Genomic DNA, 14,567 nt, shown 5'->3' with positions numbered 1-14,567 from the left:
CCGGCACGCCGGCGACGACCTCTAGTGCGGGGTCAGGCGACCAGCGCGGGCTCGGCCAGCCAGGAGAGGATCTCGGGCAGGATCTCCATCGCGCCGAAGTGAGCGGTGCCGGTCTGCACGGTGAGCTCGGCGCCGGGGATGCGCTCGGCGAGCCAGCGGGCGTGCGCGGGCGGGACGCAGTTGTCTTCCGCGCCGTGCCATACGCGGACGCGCTGGTGGATATCGCCCAGGTCGAACCCCCAGTCGCGGCGCGCGGCCAGCACGTCGTCGATCCACCCGTACGGGCCGCCGCGGGTCGCCTCGGCGTAGGTCTCGACCAGGAGCTGCTGCATCATCAGATCGCGGACGACCTGCAGGTCGGGGCCGGCGATCTCGCGGCGCAGCGAGTCGAGCAGGCTGACCGGGCTGCGCCGGGTGCGGTCGGCCTGCAGCCGCAGGCTCTCGACCAGGCGGGGCTCGTCCTGCGAGGCGGCGCCGAACTCCTCCACGTTGGACGGCATCATGCCGCCGAACCAGTCGATCTCGGCGTCGTGCGGGGCCAGGCTGACCAGCACGGCGGCGCGGGTGACGCGGTCGGGCAGCAGGGCGGCGGTGGCCAGCGCGTGCGGCCCGCCGCCGGACCGGCCGACCACAGTGAACGTGTCGAGACCGAGGTCGCCGGCGATGGCGGCCACGTCGGCCGCGCAGTCGGCCACCGTGCGGCCGCGGTGCCGGTCGGAGCCGCCGTAGCCGGGCCGGTCGTAGCTGATCAGCCGGACGCCGAGGCGGTAGAGCACGCCGGCGCGGGGCTTGGGACCGATGCGGCTGCCGGGCGTGCCGTGCAGCAGGAACACGGGAACCCCGTCACGGGCGCCGGACACCTCGTAGCGCAACCGGCGACCGCCGGTCGTGAACACGTCGCTGTGGGACACTGGCCACTCCTGCGCATCGGTCGTGCCGTCACCGTACTGATCCCCGCGGGCCGGGGCCAGTAGCCGACGGGACCCCTTACGGCTGAAAACGGTAGCCCATGCCGGGTTCGGTGATCAGGTGCCGTGGCCGGGTCGGGTCGTCCTCGAGTTTACGCCGCAGCCGCGCCATGTACTGACGCAGATAGTTCGTCTCGGTGCCGTATTGCGGACCCCACACGTCGTGCAGCAGGCTGCGCTGGGTGATCAGCTTGCCCGGGTTGCGCAGCAGCTGTTCCAGCAGCTGCCACTCGGTCGGCGTGAGCCGTTGCTCCGGGGTGATCGTGTGGCCGGCCAGGTCGACCGTGTACTTCCCGACCGTCACCGGAGCGGGCGGAGCGTCCGACGGCTGCACGCGCCGGGTGACCGCGCGGATGCGGGCCAGCAACTCGTCGACGCCGAACGGCTTGGTCACGTAGTCGTCGGCGCCGGCGTCGAGCGCGGCCACCTTGTCCGCGCCCTCGGCCCGGCCGGAGAGCACGATGATCGGCACGCTGGTCCAGCCCCGCAGCCCGCGGATGACCTCGGTGCCGTCCAGATCGGGCAGGCCCAGATCGAGTACGACCAGGTCGGGCGCATGGGCGGCCGCCGCCTTGAGCGCGCCGGCGCCGTCGGACGCCACGTCCACCTCGTACTCGCGGGCGCGCAGGTTGATCCGCAGCGCCCGCAGGATCTGGGGGTCGTCGTCGACCACGAGGATCCGGGTCACGGCTTGCCCATCGGCAACGTCAGGACCATGGTGAGCCCTCCTCCGGCGGTGTCCTCGGGGATCAGTGTGCCGTCCATCGCCTCGGTCAGGCCGCGCGCGAGCGCCAGACCCAGACCGACGCCGGTGTGGTTGTCACGGTCGCCCAGCCGCTGGAACGCCTGGAAGATCCGCTCGCGGTCACCCGGCGGGACGCCCGGCCCGTGGTCGACCACCCGCAGCTCGAGGCGGCCGTCGCGGGCCCGGCCGGTGATCTCGGGCGGCCGGTCGGCCGGGCTGTAGCGCAGGGCGTTGCCGACGACGTTCACCAGCACCCGGTCGAGCAGGCCGGGGTCGGCGTGGGCGGCGGGCAGGTCCTCGGGCAGCCGTACGGTGATCTGCCGCCCGGCCGGGCCGAGCTCGTCCAGCGCGGCCGGGACGACGTCCTCGAGGCCGACGTCGGTGAGGTGCACCGCCAGGGCGCCGGCCTGCAGGCGGCTCATGTCGAGCAGGTTGGCCAGCAGCGCGGACAGGCGGTCGAGCGACTCGTCGGCGGTCGCCAGGAGTTCGCGGCGGTCGTGCTCGTCGAAGTGGACCTCGTCGCTGCGCAGGCCCGCCACGGCCGCCTTGGCCGAGGCCAGGGGGGTGCGCAGGTCGTGGCTGACGGCGGCCAGCAGGGCGGAGCGGACGCGGTCGCCCTCGGCCGCGGCGGTCAGGCGTTGCTGGCGCAGGGCGACGGCGGCCTGAGCGCCGAAAGCGCGGGCGATCGTCATCTCGTTGGCGTCGAGCTCGCGGCCGCGGAGGGCGAGGACCAGCCCGTCGTCGGCCGGCACCCGGGTTTCGCCGTAGGGTGCGAATTCGGCTTCGGCCGCCGGCTGTGGACAAGTCGTTTCGCCCGTTTTGCGCGCGGTACGTTTCGGCCCACCCATGAGGGCGGGGGAGGCGGTGGCGACCCGGTAACGCCACGTTTCACGTGAATCCGAAAAGCCGGACAAGTCGGAAACTGCGGCGGGCTGCCAGCCTTCGGCCGTTCGCTCCAGCAGCGTCACCGAGGACAGGCCGAACAGCTCCCGCAGCTCACTGAGCAAACCCCGCAGCGGGTCCGGCCCGGCCAGTACGGCGCCGGCCACGGCCCCCAGGGTGTGTGCGTCGGCGGCGGCTGCCGCGGCCTGCCGGGTCCGGCGCGCGGCCAGGTCGACGATCCACGACACCGCGAGCGCGACCAGCACGAACACGGCCAGCGCGAGGGCGCCCCGCGTTGTGCTGATGTCGAGGCTGCGTACGGGCGCTGTGAAGTAGTAGTTCAGCAGCAGGAACCCGCCGACCGCGGCCAGCAGCGCCGGCCACAGCCCGCCCAGCAGCGCCACCCCGACCACGGCCGCCAGGAACAGCAGCACCCCGTCGGTGAGCTCCAGCCGCGCCGCGTGGGCCGCCCACGCCAGCGCCGGCAGCCCGAGCAGCGCGACGGCGAAGGCGGCGGCGACGCGCCGGCGGCTCATTCGTGAGGACCGACCGAGGTCACGACGATCGCCGCCGCGCCGATCTCGTCCGACGCGGCCAGGTCGACCGTGGCCTCGATGCCCCAGTCGTGGTCGCCCTGCGGGTCCTCGAAGACCTGCCGGACGACCCAGGCCGTCGGGCCGGCCTCGATGTGCAGGAAGGCCGGACCGCGCGCGGCCGGGCCGGTGCCGAGCGCGTCGTACTCGTCGAAGTAGTCGAGGATCGCGTCCTGCCAGCGCTCGGCGGTCCAGCCGGACTCGGCGTCCAGCTCGCCCAGCAGGTCCCAGCGGCGCAGCGCGGCCAGTTCGACCCGGCGGAACAGGGCGTTGCGCACGAGCACCCGGAACGCGCGGGTGTTGCGGGTGACCGCGGGCGGCTTGTCGTCGATGCGTACCTCTTCGACGACGGCACCGGGGTTGCGCAGCCGTTCCCACTCGTCGAGCAGGCTGGAGTCGACCTGGCGCACCAGTTCGCCCAGCCACTCGATGAGGTCGGTGAGCTCCTCGGTGCGGGCGTCCTCGGGCACGGTCTGGCGCAGCGCGCGGAACGCGTCGGCCAGGTAGCGCAGCACCAGACCCTCCGAGCGGGACAGGCCGTAGAACGACACGTACTCGGTGAAGGTCATCGCCCGCTCGTACATGTCGCGGACGACCGACTTGGGCTTGAGCTCGTAGTCGGCGACCCACGGGTGACCCCGCCGGTAGGTCTCGTACGCGCCTTCGAGCAGCTCGAGCAGAGGGCGCGGATGGGTCACGTCCTCGAGCAGCGTCATCCGCTCCTCGTACTCGATGCCCTCGGACTTCATCGCGTTGACAGCCTCGCCGCGGGCCTTCTGGCGCTGGGCGGAGAGCACCTGCCGCGGGTCCTCGAGCGTCGACTCGATCACCGACACCACGTCGAGCGGGTAGTCGGGCGCCTCCCGGTCCAGCAGCTCCAGGCTGGCCAGGGCGAACGGTGAGAGCGCCTGGTTGAGCGCGAAGTCGAGCTGCAGGTCCTCGGTGAGGCGGTAGACCCCTTCCTCCGTACGCTCGATGACCCCGCCCGCCACCAGCGCGCGGGCGATGGCGATGGCCCGGCGGATGTGCCGGCGCTGAGCGGCCGGCTCCTCGTGGTTGTCGGTGAGCAGGTGGCGCATGGCCGAGAACGGGTCGCCGCCGCGCGCCAGCACGTTGAGCAGCATCGCGTGCGACACCTGGAACGACGAGGTCAGCGGTTCGGGGTCGGCCGACACCAGCCGGTCGAACGTGGGCTGGCCCCAGCCGATCGAACCCTCCGGCGGCTTCTTGCGCACCACCTTGCGGCGCTTCTTCGGGTCGTCGCCCGCCTTGGCCAGGGCCCGCTCGTTGTCGATGACGTGCTCGGGCGCCTGCACGATGACCGTGCCCAGGGTGTCGAACCCGGCCCGGCCCGCGCGGCCGGCGATCTGGTGGAACTCGCGCGCCTTGAGCAGGCGGGTCTTCACACCGTCGTACTTGGACAGGCCGGTGAACAGCACCGTGCGAATGGGCACGTTGATGCCGACGCCGAGCGTGTCGGTGCCGCAGATGACCTTCAGCAGCCCGGCCTGGGCCAGCGTCTCGACGAGGCGGCGGTACTTGGGCAGCATGCCGGCGTGGTGGACGCCGATGCCGTGCCGCACGAGCCGGGACAGCTGCTTGCCGAAGCCCGCGGTGAACCGGAAGTTCCCGATGGCGGCCGCGATCTTGTCCTTCTCGTCGCGGGTGGCCATGTTGATGCTCATCAGCGACTGCGCCCGCTCCAGGGCCGCCGCCTGCGTGAAGTGCACGATGTAGACGGGCGCCTGCTTGGTCTGCAGCAGCTCCTCGATCGTCTCGTGCAACGGCGTCATGGCGTACGAGAAAAGGAGCGGGACCGGCCGCTCGACGCTGGCCACGACGGCGGTCGGCCGGCCCGTGCGCCGGGACAGGTCGTCGACGAAGCGCGTGGTGTCGCCGAGGGTCGCCGACATGAGGATGAACTGCGCCTGGGGCAGCTCGATGATCGGCACCTGCCAGGCCCAGCCGCGGTCGGGCTCGGCGTAGAAGTGGAACTCGTCCATCACGACCTGGCCGACGTCGGCGTCCGCGCCCTCGCGCAGGGCCAGGTTGGCCAGCACCTCGGCCGTGCAGCAGATGATCGGCGCGTCCGCGTTGACGCTGGCGTCGCCGGTCAGCATGCCGACGTTGTGGGCGCCGAAGACCGCGCACAGCGCGAAGAACTTCTCGCTGACCAGCGCCTTGATCGGGGCGGTGTAGAAGGTGGTGCGCCCGTCGGCCAGGGCCACGAAGTGCGCGCCCGTGGCGACCAGGCTCTTGCCCGACCCGGTCGGGGTGTTCAGGATGACGTTCGCCCCCGTGGCGATCTCGATGAGCGCCTCTTCCTGGTGGGTGTAGAGGGCCAGGCCCTGCTCGCTCGCCCATTTCTGGAAGGCGTCGAAGACGGCGTCGGGCTCGTTGTTCCGGGGGAGGCGGTCGGTCAGCGTCATATGGCCTTTAGTCCGTTTTTGGGCGGCGGGTGGGGCGGTTGGACGGGGTTCATCATATGGATCACTCAACGGGGCCATGGCGCGAGGCGTTGCCGCAGCTCGGCGATCTGGTGGACGGAAAGGCCGTAGAGCGCGAACCGCGCGTCGTGCAGCCGATCGAGATAACGCCCGGCGTCGGCCACATCTTCCGGGTCGAGCGCGGGGTCCGCCGTACGGCCCAGTTCCAGCAGCACGTCGAGGGGGTAGCGCTCGAGGGCGGCCGCGACGTCGATGTAGTCGCGCACCTCCCGCCGGTTGACCAGCGCGGCTACCTTGGTCGCGACCAGGTCGTCGAGGTGCATGACCGGCCCGAGCTCCATGACGACCGGCTTCTGCGACCGGTCGAGCCGGCACAGCGTCAGCCGCAGCGCCCGCGTCTCGGTGGCGACCAGGAACTCCTGCAGGTCCTCGTCCATCCCCTCGAAGAGCTCGTCACCCTCTTCCCGTACGACCCGGTAGTCGGCTTCCCGCAGGGCCGACGACACCTCGCCGGCCGCCGCCGCGACCCCGCCGGCCGTGTCGGTGAACAGGTCGACATCCTCGGTGGGCCGCTGGACCAGCCCGTTGACCAGCCACGCGAACCCACCGCCGAGCACGAAGCCGTGCTTGGTGGCCACGGCGAGCGCGATGCGAGCGACATCGGAGTAGAAATCGTCGACGCTCGCCACCGGCCCAGGCTATCGGCCCCGCCCTAGCGCGCGGCGACCAGGCGCGAGGCGGCGCGCAGGTGGGCGTGGCGGACCTCCCAGGCCGCGCGGACGCCGCGAGGCAGGTTCAGCTCGGGCCAGACCCGCACGAGGGTGGGGCCGTGCAGGTAGGCGCGCAGCTCGTCGACGCGGATCGCCTCGCGCAGCACGTTCTCGTACATCCAGGCGAGCATCGTCGGCTCGTCGAGATCGAACGCCCGCTGCGGACCCCACCACAACCGCAACGGAAGTTCGACCAGGCCCGTCGTAGGACCGCTGAGCTCGCTCAGCGTGCCCGCCACCAGCACCGGCCGATGGGGCCGAGCCAGGTGGACAGCGACACGAGCAGCGGTGGGCATGCGATCAGCGTAAACCGACACGCTTCACAAACCGAGTTCCTAGCCTCCTAGGATGCCTCAGCGGCAGAGCCGGGTCCTGGGCGCGCACCAGCCGGCCGACCAGGTCCGCGGTGATCTCGACGTCGGCGTGGGTCATGCTTGCTTCGGCGTCGCCAGCCGTGTTTCCACGATGATCTCGTGCAGCGCGTCCACCGCGGCCGGGTCGGGATACGGGGGCAGGGGAGAGGTGTCCCGGGCCTCTTCCAGGGCGGTTCGCAGCGCCGCGGTGTCGGTGCGCAGCGCTTGTTCGAGTGCGGCGGGGAAGGGGCCCTTCTCGGCGGACCGCTTCAGGGCGATCAGCTCCGGCACGTACGGCAGGGATGTGCCCAGCACCGCCAGGTCGGTCTCGAGTTCGCCGGTGCGCATCAGGTGCTGCCCGGTCAGCAGGACGCGCAGCCAGTACAGCGCGGACTTCAGCGAGCCGGTCTTGTCGAACAGCCTCTGCTGCGAGGCGGCGAAGCCCAGGTAGTGCTGGGCGTGCCCGGAGGTGATGAACGACGGGGCCAGCTCGATCAGGGTGGCATGCAGCGGGCCGGTCGTCACGACCAGCGGCGACAGCAGCTGTTCCAGCACGTAGCCGTTGCGGCTGTTGAGCAGCCGGGCGAACTTGCGCAGGTCGTGGCTGACCACGTCGAGTTCCACGCCGTCGCGCCATCCGCTGGTCGAGAGCGTCTCGGGGCCGAGGCGCAGGCCCACGAGCTCGCTGACCGGCAGCAGGTGGGCAGCGCGCAGGTCCAGGTCGGAGTCGACGGACGCGAAGCCGTAGAGGTGCGCCCCGCTCACCGTCGCGAAGATCACCGGGTACGGCAGCTCGGCGACCACCTCGGCCGACCAGGCGGGCACGACAGTCGTCACGTCAAGTTCCTTTCCCGTACGCCGGCCAGCAGCTGATCTATCGTGCGGCGCTCAGGCGACTCGGGCAGACCGGTCGCCGCCCGGGCCGACGCAAGATCATGCTGCAGGTCGCCGGCCCAGGCCACCACCGAATTCCACGGCACCGACCCGCTCCTGACCTCGAGCAGCCGGGGGCGCAGCGACCGCACCTCGACGAGCACGTCGCCGGTGCGCAGCACGTGGGCGCCGGCCAGCAGCAAACGGATCATGTGCATGGCCTGCTTCCAGTTGGTCTCGCCGGTGCGCTCCCGGCGGGCGGAGACCCGGTTGAGCTGGTCGCGCGCGTACTCGCCGTACGTCGCCGCCACCTTGCTGGAGAGGAACGCCTGCCGCACCGCCAGCAGCTCCCGGCCGTCCGGCGTCAGGGTTTCGACGATGGGGGACCAGAGCACCTCGAGCACGGTCGGGTTGGCCTGCAGCGCGAGCACGCAGAACCGCTCGATCTCCCAGGTGAACTGCTCGGGCAGCGGCCCGTCGAAGTGGGTCGGCGGCTTGTCCAGCGACCAGAACGCCCGGGTCGGCGCCGCGTACACGCCCCGGCGGTCGTGGTCGGAGCCGGGCCCGTCGAGTCCGTAGGCGCGCGATCCGACCACGACCCCGAGGATCGTGCGCTCGATCACGGTCTACAGATCCAGCACGGTGCCGTCGATGTCGCCGATCTCGGCCTCGCTGAGGGCCAGGTTGCCGATCGTCGCGACGTTGTTCTCGAGCTGCTCGACGCTGCTGGCCCCGATGATGACGCTGGTCATCCGCTCGTCGCGCAGCGCCCAGGCCAGGGCCGTCTGGGCCAGCGACTGGCCGCGGCGCTTCGCGATGTCGTTGAGCGCGTGGATGCGGCCCAGCGTCTGGCTGTCCAGGGCTTCCTCGTTGAGGAAGCGGCTGGTGCGCACCCGCGAGTCGTCCGGGATGCCGCCGAGGTAGCGGTCGGTGAGCAGGCCCTGCTGGAGCGGGCTGTACGCGATGCAACCGGCGCCGGCGGCGGACAGCGTGTCGAGCAGGTTGTCCTTCTCGATCCAGCGGTTGAGGATCGAGTACGACGGCTGGTGGATCAGCAGCGGCGTGCCGAGATCCCGCAGGATGGCCGCCGCCGCGGCGGTCTGCTCAGAGGTGTAGTTCGACAGGCCGACGTACTGGGCCTTGCCCGCGCGGACCACGGCGTCGAGCGCGCCCATGGTCTCCTCGAGCGGCGTCTCCGGGTCGGGCCGGTGGTGGTAGAAGATGTCCACGTAGTCGAGCCCGAGCCGCTTCAGCGACTGGTCGAGCGAGCTGACCAGGTATTTCCGGGAGCCGAAGTCGCCGTAGGGCCCGGGCCACATGTCGTACCCGGCCTTGGTCGAGACGACGATCTCGTCGCGGTGGGCCTGGAAGTCGGTGGCGAGGACGCGGCCGAAGTTCTCCTCGGCGCTGCCCGGCGGCGGCCCGTAGTTGTTGGCCAGGTCGAAGTGGGTCACACCGAGGTCGAACGCGCGGCGCACGATGTCGCGCTGGCGCTGCCAGGGACGCTCGTGCCCGAAGTTGTGCCACAGGCCGAGCGAGACGACGGGCAGGCGCAGGCCGCTGCGTCCGGTCCGCCGGTAGGGCATGGTGTCGTAGCGGTTGCCCGCGGGGGTGTAGATCACAACCCCACCCTAGAGACACGCGGTGGAAACGTGTCCGCTGGTAGGTTGGTTGCCAGCCACGCGGGAGAGACCGAGGTCGACCTCGGCGCCGAAGGGGCAAATCCTCCCCGGAACCTCTCAGGCAAAAGGACCGCGTGGGCAGACGACTCTGAAGCATCCGTGCGCCTGCGGTTGGGCCCGCGCGGCGGTGACAGAGGGGGAGGCCGACTAGTCGACCTCTCTGAGGAGCCGTCATGACGTTCGCGAACCGGCACATCGGGCCGGACACCGACGAGCAGACCCACATGCTCAAAGCCATCGGGTACGCGTCGCTGGACGCCCTGATGGACGCCGCGATCCCCGAGGTGATCCGCTGGCACGGGTCGCTGAACCTGCCCGCGGCCGCCTCCGAGGAGGAGACGATCGCCGAGCTGCGCGCGATCGCCTCGCGCAACCGGGTGACCACGTCGATGATCGGCCTGGGCTACTACGGCACGCACACCCCGGCCGTGATCAAGCGGAACGTGCTGGAGAACCCGGCCTGGTACACGGCGTACACCCCGTACCAGCCGGAGATCAGCCAGGGCCGGCTCGAGGCGCTGCTCAACTTCCAGACCATGGTGACCGACCTCACCGGGCTGACCACGGCCAACGCCTCGATGCTGGACGAGGGCACCGCCGTCGCCGAGGCGATGACGCTGGCCAAGCGGGCTTCCAAGTCCAAGTCCCAGGTGTACGCGGTGGACGCGGACACGCTGCCGCAGACTCTCGCCGTGCTGCGGACCCGGGCCGAGCCGCTCGGCATCCGGCTCGCGCTGGTCGACCTCGACGCGGGTGCTTCGCTGCCCGATGAGTTCTTCGGGCTGCACCTGCAGTACCCGGGGGCCTCGGGCGCCGTACGGGACCACGCGCCTTTGATCGAAGCTGCCCACCGCCAGGGTGCCCTGGTGACAGTGGCCGCCGACCTGCTGGCGCTCACGCTGTTGCGCGCGCCGGGCGAGATCGGCGCCGACATCGCGGCCGGCACCACCCAGCGGTTCGGTGTTCCGCTGGCCTTCGGCGGGCCGCACGCCGGCTACCTGGCCGTGCGGGCCGGGCTCGAGCGGTCGCTGCCCGGCCGGCTCGTGGGCGTGTCGAAGGACGTGGACGGCGCCCCCGCCTACCGTCTCGCCCTGCAGACCCGTGAGCAGCACATCCGCCGCGAGAAGGCGACGAGCAACATCTGTACGGCGCAGGTCCTGCTCGCCGTCATGGCCGGCATGTACGCCGTCTACCACGGTCCGAAGGGGCTGCGGGAGATCGCCAAGCGCACCCACAACCACGCCCTGACCGTGGCCGGCAGCCTCGCTGCCGGGGGCGTCGAGGTCGCGCACGCCGCCTTCTTCGACACCGTGACCGCCGTGGTGCCGGGCCGGGCCGCCGGGATCGTCGCGGCCGCGGCCGCCGCCGGTGTCGACCTCCGCCTGGTCGACGCCGACCGGGTGTCGGTCGCCACGGATGAGACGACGACCGACGCCCACGTCGCGGCCGTGCTCGACGCCTTCGGTGTCCCTGCTTCCGAGGCCGCCGAATGCGGCGCCCAGCCCCTCGCGCGGTCCAGCGAGTACCTGACCCACCCGGTGTTCAGCTCGCATCACTCCGAGACCAGCATGCTGCGCTACCTGCGCAAGCTGTCGGACAAGGACTACGCGCTCGACCGCGGCATGATCCCGCTGGGGTCGTGCACGATGAAGCTCAACGCCACGACCGAGATGGAACCGGTCACCTGGCCCGAGTTCGCGAACATCCACCCGTACGCGCCCGCGTCCAACACGTCCGGCTACGAGGAGCTCGTGTCGACGCTCGAGGGCTGGCTGGCCGAGATCACCGGGTACGACGCGGTGAGCGTGCAGCCCAATGCCGGTTCCCAGGGTGAGCTGGCCGGCCTGCTGGCCATCCGCGGCTACCACCGCTCCCGCGGCGACGAGCACCGCGACGTGTGCCTGATCCCGTCGAGCGCGCACGGTACGAACGCGGCCAGCGCCGTCATGGCCGGCATGCGCGTGGTCGTGGTGGCCTGCGACGACGCCGGCAACGTCGACCTGTCCGACCTGCACGCCAAGATCGAGACCCATGCGGCGAACCTCGCGGCGATCATGGTGACCTACCCGTCGACCCACGGCGTGTACGAGACCTCGATCGCCGACCTGTGCGCGGCCGTGCACGAGGCCGGCGGCCAGGTCTACGTCGACGGGGCCAACCTGAACGCGCTGGTCGGTTTCGCCCGGCCCGGCAAGTTCGGCGCCGACGTGTCGCACCTGAACCTGCACAAGACGTTCTGCATCCCGCACGGTGGCGGCGGTCCCGGCGTCGGCCCGGTCGCCGTCCGCGCGCACCTGGCCGAGTTCCTGCCGGGCGACCCGCTCGAGCCGGGCGACCACCACGCGGTGTCGGCGGCGGCACACGGCTCGGCCGGCATCCTGCCGATCTCGTGGGCGTACCTGCGGATGATGGGCCCGGACGGGCTGGCCGCGGCGACCGGCACGGCCGTGCTGGCGGCGAACTACGTGGCCTCGCGGCTGCGCGAGCACTACCCGGTGCTCTACACCGGCAGCGGCGGCCTGGTGGCGCACGAGTGCATCCTCGATCTGCGGCCGATCACGAAGGCGACCGGCGTCTCGGTCGACGACGTGGCCAAGCGGCTGATCGACTACGGCTTCCACGCGCCGACGATGTCGTTCCCGGTGGCCGGCACGCTGATGGTGGAGCCGACCGAGAGCGAGGATCTGGCCGAGCTCGACCGCTTCGTGGCCGCGATGATCGCCATCAAGGGCGAGATCGACCAGGTCGCGGCCGGGACGTGGCCCAAGGACGACAACCCGCTCCGCAACGCCCCGCACACCGCGTCGGCGGTGACGGCCGACGAGTGGGAGCACGCCTACCCGCGGTCGGTGGCCGGTTTCCCGGTGGGAGTGGACCGGACGGCGAAGTACTGGCCGCCGGTGCGGCGCATCGACGGGGCCTACGGCGACCGGAACCTGGTCTGCTCGTGCCCGTCGCCCGAGGCGTTCGAGGACTGAGCCGGGGTGCGCGCCCTTCGTCGTCGGGGGGCGCGCTCTCCGCTACTGTGTGTAGCGAATCGGTGCCGACGGCAGCGTCGGCTTTCAGCTGTTTTTCAGTCAGGCCGCAAGGGCGTGACGGGCCGGCCCGCGGTGCGGTTCGATCATCGTGCCGTCGGGCAGGATCTCGCCGGTGTCCTCGAAGACGATCACGCCGTTGCAGAGCAGGCTCCAGCCCTGCTCGCGGCATGTCGCAACGGTCCGCGCGGCCTCACGGTCGACGGCTTCGGCGGTGGGACAGGGGTTCGTGTGCTGGCACATCAGGTGTTTCTCCGGTCGGGGGGCTTGTGTGATGACTCACAACGACGGTGACGGACGTTACCTCAAATCGAACGACGACGGTTCGAGCCGGTGACGGTGTCGCCATTGACAGAATCCTCGCCTTCCATGCTCCACGGAAGCCGGTCGTTCGGCCACTTCCCGACACCTCCCCTCGTCGCTCCGCCGGGTGCTCCGGCGTCCTGCCAGGGCCGTCACCGTGCGTCAACATGGTTCCGCTGGTCCAGGTCCGACGGTGGCGACCCTGCAGAGCTTGTCTCCGACTACCTCGCGGACAACGGACTACGCGTGCGAAACATTGGCCGAACGGCTACCGACGTCCGCCCGATCGGCGCTGGCTCAGTCTGCGGAGCGGCACTGTACGTGTCCGCCGACACCGGTTCCGTGATGGCGGGCGCCGCCCTCGCCGCCCCGTCCCCGGTCCCGTCGATCCCCGACGTCTTCGTCGTGGTCTACGAACATGTTCCCTTCGATGATGACTCGCCGTCGCAACCCGCTAACGCCTGGTCACCGGGTGCCGCCTCCGGGCCGCCGGGTTTCTGGACGCCGGAGGGCAGGGAGCCGTCTGAGCGCGCTGCGGGGGTGCTGGAGGGCTGGGCGCCGTCGGAGCGTGCTGCCGAATCGCCGGAGGGCCGGCAGCCGTCTGAGCGCACCTCCGGGGTGCCGGAACACCGGCGGTCGGGAGAGCGCGCTGCCGAAGCGTCGGATGGCCGGGGGGCGTCGGAGCGCGCTGCCAGATCGTCGGGTGGCCGGGAGCTGTCCGAGCCCATTGCCGGGATGGCGGAGCGCTGGGCGCGGGGGGAGGGCGCTGCCGCCGTGCCGGGCGGATCGTCGTCGGCCGCCGACGCCTGGGTGTTGGGGGAGTGGACGCCCAGCTGGACGCCGGAGGAGCACGCGGCCGCGGTGTCGCAGGTGCGGGCGGCCATCGGGCGCGGCGACGTCTATCAGGTCAACGTCGTCGGGCACACCAGGGCGCCGTACACGGGAGATCCGTTCCCGGCCCTGGGCCGGGTGGCCGCGTTGCCGGGGGCGCGCTACGGCGGCGTCCTGGCCGGCGACGGCTGGGCGCTGGCCACCGCGTCGCCCGAGACGCTGGTCGAGGTGCGCGACGGCCGGGTCATCACCCGTCCGATCAAGGGCACCCGCCCGGCCACCGCCGAGGGCCGCCGAGAGCTGCTCGCCTCGGCCAAGGAACGGGCCGAGCACGTCATGATCGTCGACCTGTCGCGCAACGACCTGTCCCGCCTGCCCGGCGTGGGCCCGGTCGAGGTCGAGGAGCTGTTCGCCGTACGCCGCTGGTCCGGCCTCTGGCAGGCCGAGTCCGTCGTGTCGGCCCCCATCACCGGCGAGCTCGACCTGGCGTCCCTGCTGCGTGCCCTGGTCCCCGGAGGTTCCGTGACCGGCGCCCCGAAGGTCGCCGCCCTGTCCCAGATCGCCCGCCTGGAACCGGTCGGCCGCGGCGTGAGCATGGCCGCGGTCGGCTGGATCGGCCACGACCACCTCGACCTGGGCCTGACCATCCGCACCGTCGCCGTCGACGGCGCCCACGTGCACGCCTGGGCCGGCGGCGGCATCGTCTGGGACAGCGACCCCGAAGCCGAAGTCGCCGAAGCCGCCGCCAAACTGGCCCCCATCAAGGCCGCGCTGGCCGGCCCACCCCCGCCCACCGACTGACGAACCACCGCGTCGTGGGCTGGTCGGGCAGCTACGCCGTCGCGCCGGTCAGCTGGGTCTCGCCGCCGCGATCAAGGCCGCGCCGGCCATCCCCCGCGCGCGGGGCCGACAGACCTGACGCCTGATCTTGGCAAGCGGGTGGCCGGCGGGAAGGCACCGGCGGGGTGGCCGACTCCTCGACGAGGATTGGCTTCGATGTTCGGTGATAGCTTGGGAGGGAAGGTGGTTCCGCATCCGTCGCGGTGGGCCGCCAGATTGTCAGTCTTTCGCCTGGGTCCTGGGAG

At 71.6% G+C, this 14,567-nt stretch carries 12 protein-coding genes and 1 riboswitch; of the genes, 2 read left to right on the top strand and 10 right to left on the bottom strand.

Features of this window, described 5'->3' with window-relative positions; genetic code table 11:
• Positions 1 to 32: 32 nt before the first annotated feature.
• The 9 genes from LXN57_RS21505 to mgrA all read right to left on the bottom strand — a co-directional run bounded on the left by LXN57_RS21505 (position 33) and on the right by mgrA (position 9,253).
• The gene (locus LXN57_RS21505; RefSeq protein ID WP_251799963.1) at positions 33 to 911 is read right to left on the bottom strand and encodes an alpha/beta fold hydrolase; all 879 of its coding nucleotides are present in this window, start codon (positions 909 to 911) and stop codon (positions 33 to 35) included.
• 76 nt (positions 912 to 987) lie between these two features.
• Positions 988 to 1,656 (bottom strand): response regulator, encoded by a 669-nt coding sequence (locus tag LXN57_RS21500; RefSeq protein WP_251799962.1) that lies wholly within the window; start codon positions 1,654 to 1,656, stop codon positions 988 to 990.
• Positions 1,653 to 3,131 carry a sensor histidine kinase gene (locus tag LXN57_RS21495; protein WP_308206643.1) on the bottom strand — a complete coding sequence of 493 codons (1,479 nt, stop codon included), beginning with the start codon at positions 3,129 to 3,131 and terminating at the stop codon, positions 1,653 to 1,655. The genes LXN57_RS21500 and LXN57_RS21495 overlap by 4 nt, the downstream gene beginning before the upstream one ends.
• Positions 3,128 to 5,617, bottom strand: coding sequence for a DEAD/DEAH box helicase (locus LXN57_RS21490; protein WP_251799961.1), 2,490 nt, complete (start codon positions 5,615 to 5,617; stop codon positions 3,128 to 3,130). The genes LXN57_RS21495 and LXN57_RS21490 overlap by 4 nt, the downstream gene beginning before the upstream one ends.
• A gap of 65 nt (positions 5,618 to 5,682) precedes the next feature.
• Positions 5,683 to 6,324: a nucleotidyl transferase AbiEii/AbiGii toxin family protein gene (locus LXN57_RS21485; RefSeq protein WP_251799960.1), complete on the bottom strand. Its 642-nt coding sequence runs from the start codon at positions 6,322 to 6,324 to the stop codon at positions 5,683 to 5,685.
• 23 nt (positions 6,325 to 6,347) lie between these two features.
• Positions 6,348 to 6,701, bottom strand: a complete 354-nt coding sequence (locus LXN57_RS21480) for a hypothetical protein (RefSeq protein ID WP_251799959.1) — start codon at positions 6,699 to 6,701, stop codon at positions 6,348 to 6,350.
• A 132-nt stretch (positions 6,702 to 6,833) separates the two neighbouring features.
• Positions 6,834 to 7,595: a nucleotidyltransferase domain-containing protein gene (locus LXN57_RS21475; protein ID WP_251799958.1), complete on the bottom strand. Its 762-nt coding sequence runs from the start codon at positions 7,593 to 7,595 to the stop codon at positions 6,834 to 6,836.
• The gene (locus tag LXN57_RS21470; RefSeq protein WP_251799957.1) at positions 7,592 to 8,254 is read right to left on the bottom strand and encodes a nucleotidyltransferase domain-containing protein; all 663 of its coding nucleotides are present in this window, start codon (positions 8,252 to 8,254) and stop codon (positions 7,592 to 7,594) included. The genes LXN57_RS21475 and LXN57_RS21470 overlap by 4 nt, the downstream gene beginning before the upstream one ends.
• Before the next feature lie 3 nt (positions 8,255 to 8,257).
• Entirely contained in the window at positions 8,258 to 9,253 is a 996-nt protein-coding gene (mgrA, locus tag LXN57_RS21465) for an L-glyceraldehyde 3-phosphate reductase (RefSeq protein WP_285904653.1), read from the bottom strand.
• Between the two features lie 51 nt (positions 9,254 to 9,304).
• A riboswitch (glycine riboswitch) is annotated at positions 9,305 to 9,396 on the top strand.
• A gap of 90 nt (positions 9,397 to 9,486) precedes the next feature.
• Between mgrA and gcvP the strand changes: the two genes are divergently transcribed.
• Positions 9,487 to 12,291 (top strand): aminomethyl-transferring glycine dehydrogenase, encoded by a 2,805-nt coding sequence (gene gcvP / locus LXN57_RS21460; RefSeq protein ID WP_251799956.1) that lies wholly within the window; start codon positions 9,487 to 9,489, stop codon positions 12,289 to 12,291.
• Between the two features lie 99 nt (positions 12,292 to 12,390).
• On the opposite strand, the gene LXN57_RS21455 is transcribed toward gcvP, so the two are convergent.
• A complete protein-coding gene (locus LXN57_RS21455) occupies positions 12,391 to 12,591 on the bottom strand; it encodes a DUF5999 family protein (protein ID WP_251799955.1) in 201 nt (66 codons plus the stop codon).
• A 795-nt stretch (positions 12,592 to 13,386) separates the two neighbouring features.
• On the opposite strand from LXN57_RS21455, the gene LXN57_RS21450 reads away from it, so the two are divergent.
• Positions 13,387 to 14,283, top strand: a complete 897-nt coding sequence (locus LXN57_RS21450) for a chorismate-binding protein (protein WP_438872895.1) — start codon at positions 13,387 to 13,389, stop codon at positions 14,281 to 14,283.
• The last annotated feature ends 284 nt before the right edge of the window (positions 14,284 to 14,567 follow it).

Origin of the sequence: Paractinoplanes hotanensis (assembly GCF_023717965.1) — a bacterium.
GTDB classification, from domain to species: Bacteria; Actinomycetota; Actinomycetes; order Mycobacteriales; family Micromonosporaceae; genus Actinoplanes; species Actinoplanes polyasparticus.
The sequence above is the reverse complement of the archived record's forward strand: the minus strand, read 5'-3'. Positions and strand labels throughout refer to the sequence as shown.